Source organism: Streptomyces sp. Q2 (assembly GCF_056820935.1).
Genome location: NZ_JBXEJE010000049.1, coordinates 48,188 through 70,955, shown reverse-complemented (window position 1 = coordinate 70,955; position 22,768 = coordinate 48,188). Strand labels below are relative to the sequence as shown.

Below are 22,768 nucleotides of genomic sequence, written 5' to 3'. Positions count from 1 at the left end.
CCGACACCCCGTCACCGCATCAGAAATGGTGCACTTTCATCCGTACGAGGTGGTGCACGTTCGCTTGTACGCCGACACCTACAAGAACCGCAACACTGTCGAGCGGTGCATCAACCGCCTCAAGCAGTGGCGCGGCATCGCCACTCGCTACGAGAAGACAGCCACCATCTACCTGGCCGGACTCCACATCGCAGGCATCTTTCTTTGGTCCGCACGGTGATCCAAACGAAAGTCCCTAGGCGCCGGACGGAGTGCCGCCGTGTGGGAGGCCGTCGACCGAAGGTGCAGGTCATGTTTCAGCCGGAGGGACTACCGCCACCGAAGGGTGATCCACACGATCCGGTGCCTGCCCGGCATAGCCCTGTCCGTGGGCGGCGGTCTGGACGCCCTTGACGATGCTGACGGCGGGAACGCGGTGCCATCAACGGTGACAGCGGCGACGGACGGGTGCGGCGGAGTTCACGACGCTGTCTGTTCCGGATAGGCAAGAACGTCAAGGCCCTGACTTGTAGAGCGGAAGGTGACGCTGTGCGTGATGTGTCCAGCGTGTTGCCGTCACCGTCCAATACCATGGCATGAATGCCACCTTCGACGGGATCACGCCATGGCACCCACTCACCGAGTCGTCGTTCTGGCCGTAGACGGCGTGTACCCCTTCGAACTGGGCATTCCCAGCCGAGTCTTCGAGGCGGCGGACGGCCGCTACGAGGTCCTCACCTGCAGCGTCGACGGCCGCCCGGTGCGCACCAACTCCGACTTCTCGATCACCGTCGAGCACGGGCCGGAGGCGCTGAGCACCGCCGGCACCGTCGTCATTCCCCCCTTCACCACCAGCGCCGTGCCCCCGGAAGTGCCGCAGACCGTGGTCCAGGCGCTCGCGTCCGTAACTTCCGACACTCGCCTCGTGTCCATCTGCACCGGCGCCTTCGTCCTCGCCGCCGCCGGTCTCCTCGACGGCCGGCCGGCCACCACCCACTGGATGGTCGCGGACCTCTTCCGCGCATCCTTCCCTCAGGTCGCACTCGATCCGGACGCCCTGTTCATCGACGATGGGGACATAGTGACCTCAGCGGGCGCCGCGTCCGGGCTCGACGTCTGCCTGCACATCATCCGCAAGGACCACGGCAGCGAAGTCGCCAACCAGGTGGCCCGTAGATGCGTCGCCCCTCCGTGGCGCGACGGAGGGCAGGCGCAGTACATCCAGCACCCGGTACCCGAGGCCACGGCCACCGGAACGGCCGCCGCCCGCCATTGGGCCCTGGAGAACCTCCACGAGCCCATGACTCTGACGGACCTCGCCGAGTACTCCCACATGAGCCTGCGGACCTTCGTCCGTCGCTTCACGGAAGAGGTGGGCATGAGCCCGGGACGCTGGCTGATCCGGCAGCGCATCGACCGCGCACGGCACCTCCTGGAAACCACCGACCTGCCGGTGGACGAGATCGCCGGCCAAGTCGGCTTTGCCGGCGGCACATCGCTACGAGAGCACCTGCATGCCGCCATCGGCGTTTCGCCGCTCGCCTACCGGCGTACCTTCCGCGGCACCCTGACCCCCGCGCACTGAGCACCACCACAGACCGCTCTGCGTACGCGGTGATGAACCGGCGCACCGCCACGGCCGGGGGAACGGTCATATGCCGCAGGGCGTCCGTCAGTCTGGACTGTCTAGATCAAAATCGCCACAGGGAGAGGCACCCAACGGGTGAAGATCACCGAGTGGGATCACCGGTTTGCCGTGCGGGCTGACAGCAAGAGCCTGATCGGCCATGCGGGCGTGCCGCCGCAACATCAACAAGCTCATCAATCACACGCCCAAGAAGCACTCTTGACCTTCACAGGGCAGGAGTCGTGCGACAGCCTCTCACCTGTCCGGCCCGTGCACCGAAACCATCAACTCCTGGTCCGGGAAGGCCACTTGGCTCGAAGAACCGGCGGCCCGCCACCCGCCACGATGTGCGCAGAGAAGGACTCCGAGACTAACGCTCGGTTGCAGAAAGGTCGGTTGTTGCCCGGATGTCGTCTGCTGCCAAGGCGGCACTGAACTGTAGGACGTCTGAAGGACTGGCGAAAGAGAGTCCCGTCAGCTTCTCGATGCGCCGAAGCCGCTGGGAGATCGTGTTCTTGTGAACGAACAGCTCTTGAGCGGACACATCGGCGCGGCAATCATTGGCCAAGTAGGTTCTTACCGTGAGGATCAGGTCTGTCGAGCGCTCGAGATCGCTCTGGCGCAGTGCACCCAGCACACGATCACTGAAGTTCGCGACGGCCGTGTGGTCCTCCAGTTGGAGCAACAAGCCCACCACCCCCAGGTCCTCGATGGTGCGAACCAGCGGAGCCTGCGAGCCGCCGATTTCAAGCGCGCCTCGTGCCATCCGAAATGCCCTGGCCAGGTCTTCTGAACCGCCGGCAGGGACCACTACTGCGTGAACCTGAGAGCCGATCGCGTCGTTCGTGAGGGTGGCACCTATGTCTTCTGCGCTTTCATTGATCGGCCACAGAGCGACCCAGTAGTCGCCGAGCCGGCCGCACACAAGGCGGGGCCGTCGGCTCAGAACGGATCGCATCCGGTGCCCGAGCGACGAGCTTTCGACTTTGGCGGCACTGCCTTCGCTTCGATCCTTCATCACGACCACCTGCACCCCGTCGACGAGCAGGTTTGCTCGTAGTGCACGCTGCCGGGCCGCAGCGCGCCGCTCAGCGTCGCCAGAACAAAGATCCCCGATCAGATCGTCTCTGAATCTGGCTTCGGCTTCGGCCGCGGTCCGATCGCGCAGTAGTAGGAGCGCGCAGACGGTCGCCGCGTGCTCCAGTGCGCGAGCGGTCATGTCGGGGTCGAGGGTCGCGCCAAAAGCTTCGATTCGTGCAGCCACCTCCCCGTGTAGGAGAACGACTGCCGAGTTCGACTCCGGCGTCAGGTCTTCGACCGAGTCGGAGCCCGCCTGCGCCAGCACGAAACCCGAGTTGTCGACGATCTTCAGGAAGCTGGCGCCCACCACCTGCGCGGACTCATGTGCAAGATGGGCGAGGTCCGAATTGGCGAGCGCCACGTCGGTGAGGCGGCGATGCAACACCTGGGATCGCTCGTCCCGCGCCTGTTGATCGCGTAGTTCCTTGTTGAGATCCTCGAGCTGACTCATTCGTTCGGTCTCTGCCTGGCGAAGCCGCGTGATCTCGAGAGCCGCGCTTGCAAAATCCGTCAGCGCCTCGACCAAGTGGCGAAGCTGGGGATCCGGGGCGATGACCTCTCTGTTGTAGCAATTGAAGGTGCCGACGACCTGGTTGCCCGCTCGCAGCGGCACAGCCAGCAGCGTCCTGTAACCCTGTGCCCTCGCTGGACCGGACCACTGTGTGAAGTCGGCATGCTGCGTGATGTCAGATACCCAAACGGAAACACCGGAGGTATAGGCCCTGCTGGAGGGCGACTCTCTCGCGGTCCTACCAAGCGTCAACGGGTTTTGGGTGTTGATCTGCTCGACGTAGAAAGCATCCAGACCCGCCCAGGCACGGATGAGCAGCTGAGTTCCCGACTCGTCGGGGAGGAGAACCGCGCAGAAGTCGAAACCGGTTAGCTGGCGTCCAACCGCGACCAGTCTCTGGTGCAAGTCTTCGGACGAACTACCTGCCCCGGCCTGACGGGCCAGCAACTCGAGCGCCGCGATCCACACAGCGGTCGGCGTCACTTCGTCAGGCATCGGCTTGCTCAAGAGATGCCCTCCAACCTGGCGGACTCGCATGAGATTGTCGCCCGTGATCCCGATTCAAGGGTACGACAGGAGCCCTGGAGGGTGCGCTCATCAAGGCGTGATGGGCAGGGGCGGGTTCTCGCCGTCGAGATGTTCGACAGTCGTGAATACGAGATCGGCTTCACCCACGTTTTCGATGTCATGGAGCAAAAACTCGCCGCGCGCAAATCTGAAATGACGCGTCTCGCCTGCCTCGTACTCCACGGCCCGAGTTGTTCCGTCGTGCGTGTGCTGAATGCTGCGGCCAGACGTGACTGCTGTCCAGAAGTAATCGAGCACATGACGATGGGCGTGCCATCGTTCGCCCGGTGCCAGTCGAATCTCCCAAACCCGGACACGGGGGTCTTCGCTGAGCAGACGTGAACCCACATGTCCGTCCTGCGCGTGAACGCGGAACTCGTCGACCAGCTCGTCAGTCCAGCCGGCGAAGTCGCTTCCGATCAGTTTGCCTGCCAGCGGCAGATCAAGGCTGCTCGTGATGGGCGCTTTTCGATCGGCCCGGGACATCTCACTCATGATGCTTCCTCCGTCAGACGCCGGGCCCGTAGAGACCAAACCGGAGTTCGGGGTCGCCTGGGCGCCAGGAGTTGCCGAACTGTGAACGCTCGCCCATGGCCTGGACACGTGACTCAAGCTGAGCACTCAGGGCGAGCTGAACCGGCTCCCAGACCCGAAGGGCTCGGTTCAGGTCGCCACCCGTCTTGTCGATTGCCGTGGCCAGATTCCACGCGTCGGCGGCGGCCTTGGCGGTGCCGGCCGCCGCGTGCGGGCGGGCGGCGCACGCGGCGTCACCTAGTATCGCGACTCTGCCTCGAACCATCTGTGCCGCGCGAATGTCGCTGACGACCTGGACGTACGGAGCGTCGCAGCGCGCAACAACCTCAGCCGCTGCTGGCGGTAGGTCACGAGCCGCGTCAGTCTGCATCCGTTCGACCTCGACGTGAGGTACCTGGTCCGGAGGCAAAGACAGAACCCCGTCGGACGCGCCCCCGACGAACTCATCGAGTCGTATTCCCGACGGAACGTTGCGATACCAGACGAAGTTCATAAGCCTGTCGGTTCTGCCACCCGTGATCGCGTTGGGCACGGGATACATCACGATGTGTGAGCCCGGCATAACGACGTAGGTCACGGAGTCCTCGAGAACTGCACTCGTTGCGCTGCTCAACAGACGCTCAGGCACTAGACCGCGCCACCCGATGTATCCGGAGTACCGGATGGGTGTGTTCGGTGCTACGTACTGCCGGCCCACTGAGTTCACCCCGTCGGCGAACACCACGAGGTCGCCGGTTGCAGTGCTGCCGTTGTCGAACTCGACGGTCGCCGTCGACGCGTCCTGGGCGACCGCTGCAGCGCGGTGTCCGCGCCTGTAACGGTCGGCCCCGAAATCCCGCAGCAGCGCCGAGTGGAGGGTCGCCCAGGAGCTGTAGGACCACTCCGCGTACTCGCGGTGGACTATGTGATTGTTACCGCCCAGGTACTGGACGAGATCTGTAGAGGTAGTGAGGCTCTCCAGCGCCTGCGTACTGCGTTCGGTGAACCAGCGGATCGTGTCCGGCTGCAGCACGATGCCGCCGCCGCGGGCGTCGTCGCGGGTCGATCGCTCGAATACGTCGACGTCCCAGCCGAGGTCGCGCAGCAGCAGCGCAGTGGTGAGACCGCCGATCGATCCTCCGACGACGACTGCCTGACGGGACTTGGGTGCGCGCATACGTCGACCTCCCCGGTTGCGGGAGACATCGGCGCGCCTGCTCGATGCCTCGGGCATTCAGTCTCGGAGGGCGGCGCGAGCGATCCTATGTTCGGAGCCACATTGCAGGCGACTGACAGTGTGAGCGAGCACATGTCATCGGGTCGTTCCGTCGCGGCATTCTGGTCTGACCTCGATGTGGCGCGGCCAATCGCGCGGATGTCCTCCTGAAGGGCCCGTTCAGAAGGGCAGGCAAGATGAGCAGACTCACAACTGCCTTAGCAGCCTCCCACCGCTAAATCCGCCGCGCCGACGCCTCCGCGGCGATGATCGCGACCGTGCTTGTACCGCAACGCACTGCGGCGACCTCACCGGCCGACTTCACTTCGCTCGAAGTTGACGATTTCTCTCGTCCTGGTGATCACGGAGATCCAAGGCGCAATGTAACCGTGAAGATGTCTCGATTGAGTGTGTCAACGGCTGAATGCAGTGAATCCGCATCACCCGTGCCCGGCGAGCGGGAACCGTCGATGTGGGTGAGTTCCCGGGAGCAGGCGAAAGAACTGGAGGCTGACGTGGATACTCGAGAAGAATCGGCGAAGGTGATGGTTGTCGAACGAGACGTGCCGATCGAAATGAACGATGGCATCGTTCTGCGAGCTGACCTCTTCCGCCCGGATGACGGCTTGGCGCATCCAACGCTCATGACCTACGGGCCGTACGGGAAAGGTCTTGCGTTCGCCGACGGGTACCCTACGGCATGGAAAAAGATGGCTGAGGAACATCCGGACACGGTGACTGGATCGACCAACGTTCACCAGTGCTGGGAGGTAGCGGACCCAGAGAAGTGGGTTCCCCATGGCTACGTCGTCGTTCGCGTGGACTCTCGTGGTGCCGGCCGGTCGCCTGGCTTTCTGGACCCGTTTTCCGCACGAGAGACCGAGGACTTTCGTGAATGCATCGAATGGGCGGGCCGACAGGCGTGGAGCAACGGCAAGGTTGGCCTGAACGGAATCTCCTATTACGGGATGAACCAGTGGCGGGTGGCCGCGCTGAAGCCAGAGTCTCTCGCAGCGATCTGCGTGTGGGAGGGCGCCTCCGACTTCTACAGAGAAGGTGCACGCCACGGCGGCGTTCTGAGCACGATGCTCCTGAACTGGTACGAGATGCAGGTGCTGTCGGTCCAGCACGGACGAGGGGAGGCGGGACCGCGGAGCGCCGCCACCGGTGAGCTGGTCTGCGGCGATCAGACGATGGGTGAATCCGAACTCGCAGCGAACCGGGCTGACCTGCCGAAGTTCCACCGTGACAACGAGTTCATCGACGCCTACTTTGAGCGCCAGGCCGATTTTTCCCAAATTGATGTGCCGCTGTTGTCCGCCGGCAACTGGGGAGGGCAGGGACTGCACCTTCGCGGCAACATCGAAGGCTTTTGCAGGGCGTCTTCGACGCAGAAATGGCTTGAGATCCATGACGGTGAACATTGGGTGGAGTTCTACACCGACTATGGAGTCGACCTTCAGCGCCGGTTCTTCGATCACTTCCTCAAGGGTGAAGACAACGGCTGGGACAAACAGCCCCGCGTTCAAATGAAGGTTCGGCATGTCGATGGAACGACGGAGGTGCGACACGAAGACGCATGGCCACTTCCAGGGACGACCTGGACCGATCTACAACTGGACATCGATCGAATTCACCCCGGTGTCGCCACTGAATCAGTAGTTTCCTTTGACGCCAATGGCGAGGGTGTCTCCTGGACCACCGAACCGATGACGGAGACCACCGAGATCACGGGACCGGTAGCCTGCCGGCTCTTCGTATCCACCACCTCCACGGACGCGGACATCTTCGCAGTGCTGCGTGCCTTTGACCCAGCTGGGAATGAGCACGTGTTCCAAGGTGCTATCGATCCCTTCAGCGCGGTGACGAAGGGGTGGTTGCGAATGTCGCACCGGGAGCTCGACGAGCGTCTTAGCGAGCCGTACCGGCCGTTCCATTCACATGAGCGTGCATCCGAGGTCATCCCTTACGAGATCTACCGACTCGATGTCGAACTGTGGCCCACCAGCGTGGTCCTCCCACCGGGTTGGAGCCTCAGCTTGACCCTGCGGGGTTCCGACTGGTTTTACGACTCGGCGCCGGAGACCCGACTCTCGAACTTCAAGAATGCAATGCAGGGGTCGGGGCCATTCCTGCACAACGATCCGTCGGATCGCCCATCGTCCGTCTTCAGCGGACGTACTTCGATTCACCTGGGGGGCGAGAACAAATCCTTTCTACGCCTTCCGATAGTTCCGGCAAGGACTTAGACCGTTCCGTCAGTCCGGTCGGTCTCTGAAGATCCACGAGAAAAGGAGTGATGAAGATCAGAGCCGCAGGTTACGCAACCGCAGGAGATCGCGATGTGCTCCGCATCGTCGACCTCCCCCTACGCGATCCGGGCGCAGGTGAGGTTCGGGTGAGGATCCTCTACTCAGGCGTCAACCCGACCGACTGGAAGACCCGCATCGGCGGTCTCCACATGCCGATCCCCGACGGGAAGGTTCAGGTTCCGCACCTAGACGGCTCCGGGATCGTGGACGCGGTCGGCCCCGGGGTCGAGGGCCTCGTGCCGGGGGACAGGGTGTGGTTGTGGCTCGTTGCCTTCAAGCGCCTGGAGGGGACAGCGCAGGAGTACGCCACGGTTCCGGCCCGACTGGTCCGCCCGCTGCCCGACACGGCCTCCCTGGAGTTGGGCGCCGGCCTCGGGGTCCCCTTCATCACGGCTCACCACGCGCTGACTCTCCGTGCCGGAGGCCCGACTCAGCTCGGACCGGGGGTGCTCGCAGGGGTCACCGTTCTGGTCGCGGGGGGAGCCGGCGCCGTCGGCAATGCCGCGATCCAGTTGGCGACGTGGGCTGGTGCGAGCGTGATCACGACCGTCAGCACTGAAGCCAAGGCCCGCCTTGCGAGGGCCGCCGGCGCCCGGATGGTGGTGAACTACCGCACGCAGGACGCCGGCGCCGAGATACGGCGGCTCGCGCCGGACGGGGTGGACGTCGTCGTCGAGGTCTCGCCGTCCACCAACGTCGGCCTGGATCTCGCGGTCCTCGCGCCGCACGGGCTGGTCGTCGTCTACGCCAACAATGGCGGCGACGACATCGTCATGCCGGTCCGATCCCAGATGACCTTGAGCGTCACCTGGCACTTCGTGCTGCTGTACAAGATGACCGACGCCGTTCTCGACGACGCCGTCGCATCCATCGACAGGGCCCTGGCAGCCGGGGTGATCGGCGGGGGCGAAGCCAGAGGGCTGCCCTTCCATCACTATCCGCTGGAGCGAATCGCGGATGCCCACAAGGCAGTGGAGGCCAGAACCACCGTCGGCAAGGTTCTCCTTGACCTGTCCGCATGACGTCCCTTCCCAAACTGGCTGGGACTGCCCGCCCGACACATCGGCACGCACGCAAGCGGCCGTCAAAGGAGTGGTGCCCGATGGGCGTGCTCGCGGACGTCTGCGACCGGAGTCCAGAAGATCCGGGCAAGTTCTGGCTGGACGCGTCGGGCGCTGACGTGGAAGCGCCAGCCAATATCACAACTGGGCGCCGGGTCACGAAGCTTCGCCGTCAGCACGTCCGGACGTCCGGTTCCTCGAAGTTGACGAGGTGGTCGACGCTGGACAGCAGGTGAAGGCGGCCGTTCGGGACGGCCTCGCGGATGATCTTCCCGGCCCGCCACGGTGCGAGGCGCTCGCCCAACACGTCGACAGCGCACTTGACGCTGCCGAATCAATGGAATTACGATCGTAATATCGGAGGTATGGCACATGAGTCAGAAGAAGCAAGCTGCGGCCACGTCGGTGAAGGAAGACATCGAGTTTCGCGCCGACAACGGGGTCATCCTGCGTGGCTGGGTGATGACCCCGGACTCCGAGGGTCCGCATCCCGCCATCGTGATGACCCCTGGATTCTCCTCGTCGATCACCCGCCTCGAAACCGTCGCTGACGCCTTCGTCGCTCGGGGGTTCGGAGTCCTGCTCTACGACCAGCGGACGTGCGGCAGCAGCGACGGGGAGCCGCGCCAGGACGTCGATCCTGTCACACAGGAGCGGGACTTGCAGATGGCCCTGTCCTTCGTGGAGCAGCATCCGGCGCTCGACAGCGACCGCATCGGCCTGTGGGGCTCAAGCTACAGCGGGGCAATGGTGCTCGTCGTGGCCGCCATGGACCGCCGGGTGAAAGCTGTCGTCAGCCAGGTGCCCTTCATCTCCGGTTACGACCAGTTCGTGCTGGGAAACGGTGAAGGTGCACTCGCCGCGATCAACGAAAACATGGACAAGGACAGGCAAGGAAGGCTCAAGGGTGAGGAGCCCGGCCGTATCCAGCTGGTGCGGATGCCGACCGATCCCGCTGACCACCCCGTCCTGTTCGAGGACGCGGCGGACTACGAGTACCTCGTGGGCGGTCCCGAAGGGCCCGCGGAAGGATGGATCAACAGTGTCACCATCCGATCGACTGGACGGGCGCTGGCATATGACGTGCGTCCGTTCATGCGCCGCATCAGCCCGACGCCCCTGATGATGATCGTCGCCGGCGACGACAAGACCACTCCGCCCTCGCTCGCTCTGGAAGCCTACGACGCGGCCCTTGAGCCCAAGGAGCTCGTGATGATCTCCGGGGGACACTATGGGGTGTTCTGGCCTCACCTTTCCCGGGACCTTGTCACCGACGCCGCCGCCCGTTGGTTCGAGACCCATCTGGGCAAGGGCAAGCATTGAATGGTGGGGTCGGAGACCGGCCGGCGAAGCCGCCCGGAGTTCAGGGGTCGGCCTCGCCGGTGACCTCGCGTCGCTGTAACCGTCCCACCACTCGAAGCCGGCCACCCGCCGGGTGGCCGGCTGACTCCGTACACCCTCGATGAGGGGAAAGCGAGGATCCGATGAGTACCTTCCACCCCGATCTCAAACGAGGTCGCTTCATCCCCAAAGTGTCCGCTGGGCGTCTGTCGTCGCGCCTCGTGCGGAGCGTGAAGTGGCGCTCGACCGATCCAGGGCCGGACGTCACGGTCCAGGAGATCGTCGTGCCAGGCCCGAAGGACGCGCCGTCCGTCTCGCTCCGCGTCTTCCAGCCGACGGGCTTGAAGGCAGCGGCTCCGGCGCTGCTCTGGATCCACGGAGGCGGGCTGATCTTCGGCGCACCCGAGCAGGACGACCGTACGAACATCGCCTTCGCCCGCGAGCTCGGCATCACCGTCGCCGCGGTTCGCTATCGACTGGGGCCGGACCATCCCGCGCCCGCCGCAGTCGAGGACGCCTACGCCGCACTGCGCGGACTGGCCGAGCGTGCGGGCGAACTGCACATCGACGCCGATCGCATCGCGATCGGCGGTGCCAGCGCAGGCGGCGGAATCGCCGCCGCCCTCGCGCTGGTCGCCCATGACCGGGCCGAGGTCCGCCCGGTGTTCCAACTGCTCCTCTACCCCATGCTGGACGACCGCACGACGACGAGAACCGACCTGGGCACCCTCAAGGTGCGCGTCTGGACGCCCAAGAGCAACCGGTACGGCTGGTCGTCCTACCTTGGCGACGCCGTCGCGGGCCCTGACGTCTCCCCGTACGCGGCCGCTGCCCGCCGTGAGGATCTCACCGGTCTCCCTCCGGCCTGGATCGGCGTCGGCACCCTCGATCTCTTCCACGACGAAGACGTCGAGTACGCGCGTCGGCTGAGTGACAGCGGCGTCCCCTGCGACCTCGACGTCATACCCGGCGCTTTCCACGCCTTCGACCTCGTTTTTCCCAAGGCCGAAGTCTCGCGGGAGTTCTGGCGCCGGCAGGCACGGGCGCTGGAAGGCGCACTGTGAGGCCGACCGAAAGGGAAGGCAGATCGCGGAGAGGTCGTCCTCACGGCGGCGGCAACGGGATCGGGCAGGAAGTGGCGTTCGGACTCATCTCCCGAGGCGAGCGCGTAGATGTCCTCGACCTCAGTGAGAGAGGGCCGGCCGAGACGGCCGGCACGCGGCCGCGGCGGAGCGCCTGCACACTGCCCACGTTCTGAACGCCGCCGCCCCGGCGGCCCGGAAGCTGCCCGGCGAGATCGCCACAGCACACGGGAGGTCGACGGTGTGATCAATGTCGCGGGCATCGTGCAACGCTTCGCGCATATACGGGACCTGAGCCTGACTGCCTCGGTTTGGTCCTGGCCGTCGCGCTGACAGCGGCGAGCGTGCAAGACCCGCGACGCCGTCGTCAGGCTGTGGGAGCGGCTGCGCGCGAAGTACTCCTCGATCCGCCTGGTGTGGGCGGACGCCGGTTGTGCCGGGCGCCTGATCGACTGGGCAGCCGAGAAGCTCCGCCTGCGGTGGAGATCGTCAGACGCCCCGACGACGAGCCGTAATCCCTTCCCGAGGCAGGCTCAGCGTGGGCTCCGGCCCGTTGAAGGTGCAGGCACTCATGACCCGCCTCGCTTGGCGCGGAACGAGGTGCGTCCGTTTCGCCGGACCATCGCGACGGTGGCTGCAAGCCTGCCGCGATTCAGGTCGGGGTGCAGGCCGTTGCCGAGGCGATGTATCTGGTCGGTGTGCCAGCTGATGTCCAGTACCCCGTCCAGGGACTTGAGGTCGGCGATCTTGCCCAACAGGGTTCTCATGCCGTAGCGCACCTGGTGTGCGGTGATTGCCTCGGTCCGCCCTTCGAGGATGCGCCGGGCTGCGTCCGGCGTGGTGATCGCCGGCCGGCCGATGCCGACCACGTCGCATTCGCCGGCCTGTACGGCACGCTGCATGGCATCGCGGGTGCGGAATCCGCCTGTGACGGCGAGGGGGATGTCGCCCACGAGCTTGCGAACGGTGCCGGCGTATTCCAAGAAGTACGCCTCGCGTGCCCTGGTGCTGGGGGCCGCCGAGCCGCTCATCGCCATGGACTCGTAAGTACCGCCGCTGACTTCGATGAGGTCGATGCCTTCGCGGGCGAGCGCGGCCAGCACGGCCTGGGACTCGTCCTCGGTGAATCCGCCCCGCTGGAAGTCCGCCGAGTTGAGTTTGATGCCCACCGCGAAGCCGGGCCTGACGCGGCCGCGGATGCGGCGGACGACCTCAAGGCCGAAACGCATCCGCCCCTGGAGATCGCCGCCCCAGCCGTCGTCGCGCCGGTTCGACAGCGGTGACAGGAACTGCGAGATGAGATACCCGTGGGCCCCTTGCACCTGTACGCCGTTGAAGCCGGCTGTCTCGCACACGGCCGCGGCCGTGGCGAAGCGCTCGATGATCTCCTCGATCTCTGCCGGTCGCAGTTCACGCGGCGTCGTGGCCCCGGGCAGTTTCGGCGGGATCGGGCTGGGGGCCACCGGTGTGTGTCCGAGTGCCAATGGGTTGGCCTGTCGCCCGGGGTGGTTGAGCTGTGCCCAGATCGCACCGCCCGAGTCCTGGGCCGACTTGGCCCAGCGTGAGAGCGCGCCGAGATCACGCTCGTCCTCGATGACGATGTTGCCCGGTTCACCAAGCTGTGCGCGATCGACCATGACGTTGCCGGTGATCATGAGGCCGTAGCCGCCTCGACTCCATGTGGAGTACAGACGGCCGAGCCGTTCGTCGGGTGCGTTGGTCCTGTTTCCCAGCGACTCGCTGAGCGCCGACTTCATCAGGCGGTTGGCCAGTATCTGGCCGTTCGGGAGAGTGAGGGACGTGTCCAGCGTATTCATCCGGGCTCTTCTTCGGTGCGGTCGGCGTCAGCCGGGGGCGGGTTTGGGGCAGTGCGGTCGGATCGTCACATGAAGGCCGGAGGGGGCTGGTAGCCCTCGAGTTCCCGGCCCAGGAGCTCGGCGAACTTGATGGTGGTCAGGTCGCCGCCGCTCGGACCCATCACCTGGAGTCCGACAGGCAGACCGTCCCGGCCGGTTCGGACGGGAACGGTCGTCGCCGGAGACCCGGCCACGTTGGCGATGGCGCTCCACTTGACCTGGTCCCAGTACGGGCGGGACCGCCCGTCGACCTGGATCCGCCGTCCGAATCTGTCGATCGGTTTGTTGTGATGAGGCGGTGCCGTGGTCGGTGTGACGGGCATCAGGAGGACATCGAAGTCCCGGAAGAACTCGGTCCACCGCTGCCGCAGCTCATGGCGTGCCACGTCCGCCTGGAGCCAGCTGTAGTGGGACTGGAGGGTCCCGCGCAGGGCGTAGAGAGCCTCTCCACGCGGTTGCTGGGCGAGACGCGCGAGCAGCGCCGTGTTGGAGGCCGCCGTCAGTCCGGACCGGTCGTAGGTGAACGCACCGAACAGCAGGCGAAGGAAGATGTCATGACTGGTCGCCATGTCGCCCGGTAGGCCGGAGGGCCGCACCTCGACCTTCGCGCCGGCCGCTTTGAGGGCGTTCAGGGCGTCGTCCATCGCCGTGGCGACGTCGTGGTCGACAGGGCACGAGGGGTCCTCGGGCCACACCGCGATCCGGAAGCCGTCCAGCTCGCTCGCCCTGGGAGGTGCGAGGGTGTAGCTGAAACCGCCGTCGCGCTCGGGCGGTCCCACCGTAGCGTGGAGGATCGGGACAAGGTCGCGCGCCTCACGTACCTGGGCGCCCGCACACGCGAGGTCGATCTCCCCCCACCGCCCGACACCGGGTCCGCCCGGTACGTGGCCGATGAGCGGGATGGACCGCCAGGTCGCCTTGTGTCCGTAGAGGCCGTTGAAGTGTGCTGGGATCCGGGTGGATCCGCCGATCTCCGAGCCGAAGTCGAAAGCGGTCAGCCCCGCGGCCGTAGCCACGGCGCCGCCCCCTGCGGAGCCTCCGGACGTGCGTGCGGTGTTCCACGGGTTCAGCGTCGGTCCGAACACCGGGTTGTCCGCCTGGACGTCCTGGTTCCCGCCGGGCATGTTGGTCTTACCGATGATCACCGCACCTGCGGCACGGAGCCTTCGTACCGCCTCGGCGTCCTGCTCGGGCACGTAGTCCTTGAGGTGGGGCCGACCACAGACGGTCCGTAGACCAGCGGTCTCGTAGCTGTCCTTCAGCGTGATCGGTAGACCGTGCAGCGGGCCGAGTTCCGCCCCGCTCGCGCGTTTAGCGTCGGCGTCCCTGGCCGCGCTCCGCGCCCGTTCGACATCAAGGGTGACGATCGCGTTCAGCGTCCCGTTGTGGGCGTCGATGCGGCTCAGATAGGCATCGAGCAGTTCCTCACTCGACACCTTCCCCGAGGCCAGCGCGCTCAGCTGGTCCGCGGCTGACTGGAACGGGAGATCACGCACGGAGGCCTCGTTTCTGTAGGCGTTGATGTGGCGGCCCAGAGGTTGAGAGGTGGGAGGTCCCCTGGCACCTCAATACCGAACGGTCATGCTATTACGGTCATACGTCAATTTCTGGACTCCCTCATGAAGTGCCGCCGGTGCGAGATCGGCCGGAGATCCCTTCGCGCCCGTGGTCCGGGTGAGGCTCGCTCCGGCGGCATCGATCAAACTCAGGACCCGAGAAACGCAAGTGCCCTGGTGACGAAGTCCTCGTGGTACTGGAAGACCGCCCCGTGGCCGGCGTCCGGGTAGGGGGGCACAAGTTCGCTCTTGGGTAGACGCGCGGCCAGGTCGAGTGTGTTCTGGCTGGGTACCATCCGGTCGTTCTCACCGTTCGCCACGAGGGCCGGTTGGCGAATCATCGACAGGTTCGTCGGTGCCTGGCGGCCCCATCGTTTGACGGCCTTCATCTGGGCACGGACGGTCAGCAGTGAGATGTCCTTGTCCCGGTCGTCCGTGCGCTCCTTCAGCCGTTTGAGCAAGGCGCGTCCTGCCCGTCGCCCGCCTGCGGTGTCGGTGAAGAAGAGGGAGAGCAACGGGTCCCGACGGGTCAGGTTGCCTTTGATCGTCGCCCTGATGGCAACTGCCGGGACCTTGTCGATGCCAACGCCGCCGGCGGGGCCCGTGCCCGCGAGGATGAGCTTGCGGACGAGGCGCGGTTCTTCTTCCGCGACGACCTGCGCGACGAACCCGCCCATCGACAGACCGAACACATCGACGTGGTCGAGGCCAAGGGCACGGATGAACCGCACAGCGTCGTGGGCCATCGCTTCGATCGTGTCAGGCGTGGAGCCGCCCGACCGGCCCACCCCGCGGTTTCCAAAGGTGATCACTCGGCGTTCCGCGGCGAGCCCGTCGACGATGCGGGGATCCCAGTTGTCCAGGTTTCCGGCCATGTGAACCAGGAGGATCAACGGCACGCCGCCCTCGGGGCCGAGCTCCCGATAGGCGAAGTCCACCCCGTCGACCGCCACGGAGTGGGTCGGCGCGTTCTTGTATGCCGATCGTGAGGCGGATGGGGAGTTCCGCGGTGCGCTCATGTCCAGGTCCTTCTGATAGGGGTGTCAGAGCGGTCTCGTTACCGGATGAAAGGGGACCTGCGACGAACTGGTCGCCCTTCGCACGCCCTTCGCGGCTCGTTCATGGCTGGCAGTGGGGCGGCAGCCCCGAGGTGGCGAGCACGCGTCAGGCGCACCCGGTGCAGTGCTCGGGCTCGCGTCGTTGGCAGAGCTCTTCGGGGGAGCCTCGCCTGACGTCATGGCTGCGAGTGATGACGCCGGGCTCTACCCATTAAATTACGGTCATCATTCTAAGTGTCCAGTCGGTGAGGCGCAAGAGGGGTCCTTCTGTTCTGTCGCGTGCGCCATGTCTCGTGGCGGGCGCGGCGCCGGTCGGCGAGGCGGGGTCTCGGATCGGGAATCGCTCGGGGCCCTGTGTGGTGACGCTCGAACATGTCGTGCTTACTGGCGACCAGCTGCTGCCGCGAAGGAGGGCGCGTCAGTTGAAGGCCCTTCTGGCGGGCTCATTCGTCACGTCCAGCAGATCGAGGGTGTTACGGATGCCCTCCTCGAGGAGTTCATCGGCAAGCTGCTCGTCGGCGAGCGCCCGGGAGAGCTGCGGAGTCCCGGCCATCATGGCGTAGGCGCTCAGTGCCCTGGTGCGGGCCGAGTGTGGATCGCTGTGTGCCAGGCGGACGGCGATGCCGTCGACGACGATCAGTACGCCGTCTGTGTAGGCCTGCCTGATGGGATCGGTGCAGCGCCCGATCTCGTCGAACAGGGCGGCGGACGGGCAGCCGTCGTCAGGGCTGTTGCGGTGCTGGGCGGACAGGTGCCACCGCACGATCTGTTCGAGTCCGTCGCGGCCGGGTGCCGCGTGCGCGACGATGTTCACGTTCTGTGTACGCAGTTGGTCGGCGACCGCGGTGGCGACGAGCTCGTCCTTGGGCGTGAAGTGCGTATAGAAGGCGCCGTTGGTCAGCCCTACGTCCTTCATGAGCGTCGAGACGCTCGAGCCGTCGATGCCGTCCCGCTTGAGCCGGCGTCCGGCCGTCTCGATGATGCGCTGCCTGGTCAACGGTTTCTGCTCTTTCCCGTATCGCACCCCGTACTCCTTCGCTGTGCAGGAGGGCCGCTCGCCCTCAGCCCGCTCCCTCACAACATCTTATTTCGAACGTAATGTAACAATCCTACGGTGTTGATGCCTGTTCGTTGGGTGATCGGTGGTCGCCACCGGCTCGCATATCCGCCTGTACGGCAGCCCTCCCCCCTTGGTCGGGACCCCGCGTGCGGGCGATTGTGCTGTCGAACGTCTTCGAGATGCCGCGCGAGGATGTCCGTGACGCCATGGTGCGAGGCCCGGCCGGTGGCCGGCGTGCCCCGGAGGCGGTGGCCTCGTGCGGTGCGTCGCGTTCGAGGGCTCGCTACGCGGGAGGGGCGCCGGGAGAGGTTGATTCGCTGTCGGGACCGCACCGTCACGCCGTGGGCGCCGGAGATGGTGCGGATCGGGGTGGCCATCAGTGCTCGTCCTCAACCGGAGGCGTTGCTGGCGCATCTGCGGCCTTTCCTGGCCAGCAGGACGAGTCGGTGAGCCCCACGGTGACGAAAGCGGTGCCCCCTCAGAGGCGCGAGCGCCGATCTGAGGGGCGCCCTGTCCGAGAGGCTTCGACCCACGGCGTGATGACCACGGTGTGATGACCTCGACGAACGAGCCTGGAGGGGGCAGGGCATGACAGCTGAGGGGCGGCCCCGCCGTAACCGGCTGGGCCGCCCCTCGGTCCGGGCTTCAGGTCGCGACCGGGGCGCTGGCCGACGCATTCCCTGCCGCAAGGCCGGCAGCCGGGCCGTCGGCCTTGCGCTGCCAGGGCATGAACAAGGCCACAGCCGCTGCCAGGGCGACGACACCGGCTCCGACCCACAGGGCCGGGATCAGCCCGTCCACGAACTGTGACGCGGATCCGTAGCCGCCCTGGGCTGAGAAGACCGCGGCCAGTGTCGCGACGCCGATGGCGCCGCCGACTTCGCGGATCGCGTTGTTGGCGCCGGAGGCGATGCCCTGCTCCTCCGGGCGGACGGTGCTCAGTACGAGGTTCGCGCTGGGGGCGAAGAACATGCCCAGGCCGATGCCGCAGACGATCAGTGCGGGCAGCATGTGGGAGTAGGCCTCGTGCGGCTTGACGGTGAGTGCCCACAGTCCGAGGCCGGTGGCGTTGAGGGTCATGCCCGCCGTGACGACGGGTGCGCCGCCGATGCGGTCGGACAGCGCCCCGGCCAGCGGTCCGGCGATCATGGGCATGGCGGTCCAGGGCAGCATCCGTATGCCGGCTTGCATCGGTGAGTAGCCGCCGACGGTCTGCAGGTACTGGCTGAGCAGGAAGATCGACCCGAACATGCCCAGCAGCATCAGCAGGCTTGCGGCGTTGATGGCGCTGAAGGAGCGGTGGCGGAACAGGCGCATCGGCAGCATCGGGTTCTCTGCGCGCAGTTCGTAGAAGACGAAGCCGACGAGCATGGCGGCACCGACGAAGAAGCCGACCAGCACCGGGGTGCTGGTCCAGCCGTCGGCGTTGCCGCGCACCAGGGCGTACACGATGCCGAACAGACCGCCGCTGGCCAGAACGGTGCCGACGACGTCGAGGGTCGGGTTCGGGCCGCGGCTCTCGTTCAGCCGTAGCAGGGCGAGCGGGATCAGCGCCAGACCGAGGGGTACGTTCACCCAGAAGATCCACTGCCAGGAGAGGTTTTCGGTGAGTACGCCGCCGATGAGCGGTCCGGTGGCGACGGCGATACCGCTGGCCGCTCCCCAGACACCCAGGGCCGCGCCGCGCCGTTCGGCGGGGACGGCGGCCGACAGCAGGGTGAGCGTCAGCGGCGTCACGATCGCGGACCCGACGCCCTGCGCCGCACGCGCGGCGATCAGTTCGCCCATCCCGGGTGCGAGTGCGGCACCGGCCGAGGCCGTGGTGAAGATCGCGAGCCCGATGGCGAACATTCTCCGGCGCCCGAATCGGTCACCGAGGGAAGCGCCGAACATGAGCAGGACCGCGAAGGTGAGGGTGTAGGCGCTCACCGTCCATTCGAGGTCCTCGAGGCCGCCGCCGAGGTCCTCGCGGATGGAGGGGAGGGACGTGGTGACGATCAGGTTGTCGAGGGCCGTGATGAATCCCGCCGCGCTGGTGATGGCCACGGCCCAGAAGGCGCCGCCGCCCCCACCCCGTTGCTTCCGTTGCTGTTTCATGGCGTTCCTTACATTCCCTGGGCAGACGTATGTGGTGACGGATCAATGGACGTGGGCGCCGGCGGGCGACGGCATGGGGGTGACAGCGAGCATCGGCGTCGAGCGGGCTCGGTGCGGGTTCCTGGGTGCCTGTCTTAGGGGAGCTGCGGGTAGAGCACGGAGACGCCTCCGGCGAGGGCGGCCTGCGCCTGGCGGGAGGCGTCGTCCGCGACGATCTCGTAGGCGTCGGCGGCGATGCCGTCGATGGCGATCCGGGCGATGTCGGCGGGGTCGGATTTGGGTGCGTCGACGGCTCGGACCATGTCGGTGTCCATGTAGCCGACGTGCAGGCCGGCCACGCGGATGTGCTGGTCGGCGAGTTGCAGACGCAGAGTGTTGGTGAGCGACCACTCCGCGGACTTGGCGGCGCAGTAGGCGCCGAACTGCGGGAAGCTGACCCAGGACAGGCCGGAGAGGATGTTCAGGATCGTTCCCCCGCCGCCCGCCGTGATCTGGGGTGCGAAGGCGCGGACGACGGAGAGGGTGCCCAGGTAGTGGGTGTTCATCTCCAGGCTGATGTCCTCCAGGTCGGCGGTCAGCACGTCGGCGTTGGTGGAGGATCCGGCGTTGTTGACCAGGAGGGTCACGTCGCCGGTGGCCTTGGCTGCGGCCGCGATGGAGGCGGGGTCGGTGATGTCGAGTGCGATCGGCGTGGCGCCGGGCAGGTCGACCTTGTCGGGGTTGCGGGCGCCGGCGTAGACGGTGGCGCCGCGGCTGAGCAGTTCGGCGGCGAGGGCGCGGCCGAAGCCACGGTTGGCTCCGGTGACGAGGGCGGTGCTGGTGGAGAGGTCCATGGTGAGTTCCTGGTGAAGTGGGCCTATTGAAGTACGGTCATAATATTAAGTAGGAGTGTCGGTGATCGCAAGCGATCTGTGGGGAGAGGCGCACCCCTGCCTCTGGCGGGTCGACCGTGCCCGCGGCTGACGCGGAAGGGACCCGCCGTACGCACGGCAGGCGGTCCTCGCGGTCCGTCGAAGATGTGTTCAGAGCTTGACGATCATCTTGCCGACGTTCTCGCCGCGCATCATGGCAAGGAAGGCGTCCAAGGTGTTGTCGAGGCCGTCCCGCACGGTTTCGCGGTAGCGGAGCTTGCCCTGGGCGAGCCACCCGCCGACCTCGCGGACGAAGTCCGGCTGGAGGTCCAGCTCTTCGGTCGCCATGAACGCCAGAATGTCGGAACGCGTCACCGACAGGTTCCACAGGTTCCGCGGCCCCACGACCTTCTCGTCGTTGTACTGGGAGACCATCCCGCACAGCACGATCCGTGCGTGCAGTTTGAGAGCGCCGATCGCCGCTTCCAGGTGCTCGCCCCCGACGTTGTCGAAGAAGACGTCGATGCCGTCCGGCGCCGCCTGTGCCAACTGCTCGGCGACAGGCCCGTTCTTGTAGTTGAACGCCGCGTCGTAGCCGTACTCCTCGATGAGCAGCCTGACCTTGTCGTCGGAGCCCGCGCTGCCGATCACCCGGCTAGCGCCCTTCAGCTTGGCGATCTGGCCGACCTGGGTTCCGATGGCGCCTGCCGCGCCCGAGACGAAGACCGTGTCGCCCTCCTTGATCTTCGCGAACCGATGGAGCCCGATGTACGCGGTGAGGCCGGGTATGCCCAGCACACCCAGGTAGGCGGTGAGCGGCGCGAGGTTCGGGTCCACCTTCTGGGCGGTCGCCGCGTCGAGGACCGCGTGGTCGCGCCAGCCGAGGGCGTGGACCACATAGTCGCCCGGCGTGAATCCCTCGGCGTGGGACACCAGCACGCGGCCGACCGCCGGACCGTCCATCGGTGCGTCCACGTCGTAGGGTTCGATGTAGGACTTCTTGTCACTCATCCGGCCGCGCATGTAGGGGTCGACCGAGAGGTACTCGTTGGTGACCAGGAGTTGTCCCGGGCCGGGCGCGGGGAGGTCCACCTCGCGCAGCGAGAAGTCGGACGCCGTCGGCCAGCCCTCCGGGCGGGTGTCCAGGTGCCAGGCGCGTGCGGTGGTGGGGATCGCCTGCTCGGACATGTGGGTGGTCCCTTCGCGAGGTCTTCATTCCAAAACGGACAGAAGGTCTGTCTTCTGAACAGGTAGGTCTGGCTGGTGAGATGAGAAATCGAACCGACAGCCGGAAGGCACGCCGGGCGACGCAGACCCGACGGAGTCAGGAAACTGGGGCAGTTCGTTCAGCGCTCTCCCAGGAGCGCCAGTCGTCGTTGGTACGCCAGTCGTCGTTGGTACGCCGGTCGTCGGCCGGTACGGTCAGGTAGCCGGACGTGTCTGAGGCAGGCGAAGGATGCTGGTCCCGCGGGCGTCCGTAGCCGGACAGCACACTGTGCTCGAGCAGCAGGATCAGCAGACCGTCGGTGGTCTCCTGCCGGACCGGAACACGGGCAGGGTCCGGGTCCCCTCGAGCAGCCAACTGCTCACACGCGCCAGCGGTGCGTGAATGGGCACGTTGAAGCGGCTCGTCCTGGAAGTGACCCGGTTGCGCATGGGCAATGACGATCCGGTCCAGCGGCTTGCCAAGCCCTTTGGCGTACTTGACAGCCACCGGGGCGTCACCGCGATGCGGCGCCCCGGAGTCGCGATCGGCTGGGTGGTGACCTTCAGGCAGTCGTCCGGAGCCATGTAGCTGTGCACCCGCACGTCGTCCTCCTCGTGGCGCTGGACCATTCCGCCGTGTCAGCGCGGAGACCTCCTGTGAACTGGGCATCCGGAAACGCCGTAGCTGGCGAGGTCAGAAATTCCGCGGAGTTGCGCGAAGGTGAGTGCCGCCGCACGCGCTATTCCGCATGTACAGGTCACGTCCAGCCGACCAGAGATTCACGAGAAGTGATCAGGAGGTCTGGTTGGCCTGGCCGATGTACTCGCCCAACTGGTATTCGACGTCGAGACCCTTGTCGGCAAACAGCGCGACGACCGCCGCCTGACGAACCAGGAATCCCGGGTTGGTCAGCGAGTCCACGAACTCGCCGTAGCTGGTGACCAGGTCGGCGTCCGGCGGCAGTGTCGCTCGGTTGGTCAGTGCCTTGGCGGTCGCCAATGCCTGCCGGTCGAAGGAGGCGAGGCGAGCGACCGTCGCATCGACGAAGGCGTCGAGTTCCGCGTCGGGCAGGGCTCGCGTGACCCATCCCCAGCGCTCGGCCGCGTCGGCGTCGTAGTCGGCGCTGCCGAGGATCGCCTCGAGCGCGCGGTCGCGGCCGATGAGGCGGGGGAGTCGCTCGGTTCCACCTCCGCCGGGAACGATTCCGAGGCCGACCTCGGGGTGGCCGAAAAATGCCTTCTCGCGACTGGCGTACCGCAGGTCGCAGGCGAGGGCCAGCTCGTTGCCGGCGCCGCGGGTGCGACCACGGATGGCCGCGATGCTGACGTACGAAGCCTTGCTCAACCGCAGGACCATGTCGGTCCAGACCGGCGCGTCGTCCTCGTGCTGGGGTGCGGGGAGGTCGGCGACGTCGCCCTCGAAGTGGTTGAAGAAGAAGTCGGGGATCTCGCTGGAGAAGACGACGACCTGGATGTCGGGGTCCTCGTCGAGTCCGCGGACGATTTCGTGCAGCGCCACGACGTCCGCTGGAACCATGAGGTTCACAGGAGGATTCGCGAACGTGATCCTGGCGGTCTGGGGGGTGGTGCGCTCGAGACGGATCGTGCTGGGTTGGCTCATGGGGGCTCCGTTCCATAGCGGGCAATGGGTTTTACGCGGCAGTCGGAAACTCACGAAGGCGCTGGACCGGTCGCGCATTTATGTGCTGCTGATGCACGGGTGCCTTTGAGCCCTGCACCACCGGATCCGCCCACATCCTGTCGTTGCTTCCGGTTTCGATGATCGCGGTCGCCC

18 protein-coding genes and 1 pseudogene are annotated in these 22,768 nt (G+C 66.2%); 6 read left to right on the top strand and 13 right to left on the bottom strand.

What is annotated here, in order from left to right; genetic code table 11:
• Positions 1-220 (top strand): annotated as a pseudogene (locus ACWBNA_RS39860) (hypothetical protein); the annotation flags it as partial.
• 384 nt (positions 221-604) lie between these two features.
• Positions 605-1,564, top strand: coding sequence for a GlxA family transcriptional regulator (locus ACWBNA_RS39855; protein WP_482709440.1), 960 nt, complete (start codon positions 605-607; stop codon positions 1,562-1,564).
• Positions 1,565-1,976: 412 nt separating this feature from the next.
• Here the strand turns inward: ACWBNA_RS39855 and ACWBNA_RS39850 are convergent, their stop codons facing one another.
• From ACWBNA_RS39850 to ACWBNA_RS39840, 3 genes are all read right to left on the bottom strand, one after another.
• The gene (locus tag ACWBNA_RS39850; RefSeq protein WP_482709439.1) at positions 1,977-3,704 is read right to left on the bottom strand and encodes a helix-turn-helix domain-containing protein; all 1,728 of its coding nucleotides are present in this window, start codon (positions 3,702-3,704) and stop codon (positions 1,977-1,979) included.
• Between the two features lie 90 nt (positions 3,705-3,794).
• On the bottom strand, positions 3,795-4,259 hold the full coding sequence (locus ACWBNA_RS39845; RefSeq protein WP_482709438.1) for a cupin domain-containing protein: 465 nt from the start codon (positions 4,257-4,259) through the stop codon (positions 3,795-3,797).
• A 13-nt stretch (positions 4,260-4,272) separates the two neighbouring features.
• Positions 4,273-5,454: an FAD binding domain-containing protein gene (locus tag ACWBNA_RS39840; protein WP_482709437.1), complete on the bottom strand. Its 1,182-nt coding sequence runs from the start codon at positions 5,452-5,454 to the stop codon at positions 4,273-4,275.
• A 305-nt stretch (positions 5,455-5,759) separates the two neighbouring features.
• Between ACWBNA_RS39840 and ACWBNA_RS39835 the strand changes: the two genes are divergently transcribed.
• Complete coding sequence (locus tag ACWBNA_RS39835) at positions 5,760-7,742, top strand: CocE/NonD family hydrolase (RefSeq protein ID WP_482709436.1); 1,983 nt, start codon at positions 5,760-5,762, stop codon at positions 7,740-7,742.
• Between the two features lie 50 nt (positions 7,743-7,792).
• On the top strand, positions 7,793-8,827 hold the full coding sequence (locus ACWBNA_RS39830; RefSeq protein ID WP_482709435.1) for an NADPH:quinone reductase: 1,035 nt from the start codon (positions 7,793-7,795) through the stop codon (positions 8,825-8,827).
• A 211-nt stretch (positions 8,828-9,038) separates the two neighbouring features.
• Here ACWBNA_RS39830 and ACWBNA_RS39825 read toward each other — a convergent pair whose 3' ends face one another.
• Positions 9,039-9,173: a hypothetical protein gene (locus tag ACWBNA_RS39825; protein ID WP_482709434.1), complete on the bottom strand. Its 135-nt coding sequence runs from the start codon at positions 9,171-9,173 to the stop codon at positions 9,039-9,041.
• 65 nt (positions 9,174-9,238) lie between these two features.
• Between ACWBNA_RS39825 and ACWBNA_RS39820 the strand changes: the two genes are divergently transcribed.
• Positions 9,239-10,189, top strand: a complete 951-nt coding sequence (locus tag ACWBNA_RS39820) for an alpha/beta hydrolase (RefSeq protein ID WP_482709433.1) — start codon at positions 9,239-9,241, stop codon at positions 10,187-10,189.
• A gap of 248 nt (positions 10,190-10,437) precedes the next feature.
• Positions 10,438-11,271, top strand: a complete 834-nt coding sequence (locus tag ACWBNA_RS39815) for an alpha/beta hydrolase (protein ID WP_482709432.1) — start codon at positions 10,438-10,440, stop codon at positions 11,269-11,271.
• Positions 11,272-11,858: 587 nt separating this feature from the next.
• Here ACWBNA_RS39815 and ACWBNA_RS39810 read toward each other — a convergent pair.
• From ACWBNA_RS39810 to ACWBNA_RS39770, 9 genes are all read right to left on the bottom strand, one after another.
• A complete protein-coding gene (locus ACWBNA_RS39810; protein ID WP_482709431.1) occupies positions 11,859-13,106 on the bottom strand; it encodes an NADH:flavin oxidoreductase/NADH oxidase family protein in 1,248 nt (415 codons plus the stop codon).
• A 65-nt stretch (positions 13,107-13,171) separates the two neighbouring features.
• Positions 13,172-14,641: an amidase gene (locus tag ACWBNA_RS39805; protein ID WP_482709430.1), complete on the bottom strand. Its 1,470-nt coding sequence runs from the start codon at positions 14,639-14,641 to the stop codon at positions 13,172-13,174.
• A 209-nt stretch (positions 14,642-14,850) separates the two neighbouring features.
• Complete coding sequence (locus ACWBNA_RS39800; RefSeq protein ID WP_482709429.1) at positions 14,851-15,639, bottom strand: alpha/beta fold hydrolase; 789 nt, start codon at positions 15,637-15,639, stop codon at positions 14,851-14,853.
• A gap of 538 nt (positions 15,640-16,177) precedes the next feature.
• Entirely contained in the window at positions 16,178-16,783 is a 606-nt protein-coding gene (locus tag ACWBNA_RS39795; RefSeq protein ID WP_482709428.1) for a TetR/AcrR family transcriptional regulator, read from the bottom strand.
• Between the two features lie 681 nt (positions 16,784-17,464).
• On the bottom strand, positions 17,465-18,916 hold the full coding sequence (locus ACWBNA_RS39790) for a DHA2 family efflux MFS transporter permease subunit (RefSeq protein WP_482709427.1): 1,452 nt from the start codon (positions 18,914-18,916) through the stop codon (positions 17,465-17,467).
• Positions 18,917-19,050: 134 nt separating this feature from the next.
• Positions 19,051-19,749 (bottom strand): SDR family oxidoreductase, encoded by a 699-nt coding sequence (locus ACWBNA_RS39785; RefSeq protein WP_482709426.1) that lies wholly within the window; start codon positions 19,747-19,749, stop codon positions 19,051-19,053.
• A gap of 189 nt (positions 19,750-19,938) precedes the next feature.
• Positions 19,939-20,955 (bottom strand): NADP-dependent oxidoreductase, encoded by a 1,017-nt coding sequence (locus ACWBNA_RS39780; protein WP_482709425.1) that lies wholly within the window; start codon positions 20,953-20,955, stop codon positions 19,939-19,941.
• A gap of 136 nt (positions 20,956-21,091) precedes the next feature.
• A complete protein-coding gene (locus ACWBNA_RS39775; protein WP_482709424.1) occupies positions 21,092-21,481 on the bottom strand; it encodes a hypothetical protein in 390 nt (129 codons plus the stop codon).
• 285 nt (positions 21,482-21,766) lie between these two features.
• Entirely contained in the window at positions 21,767-22,594 is an 828-nt protein-coding gene (locus tag ACWBNA_RS39770) for an enoyl-CoA hydratase/isomerase family protein (RefSeq protein WP_482709423.1), read from the bottom strand.
• Positions 22,595-22,768: the final 174 nt, after the last annotated feature.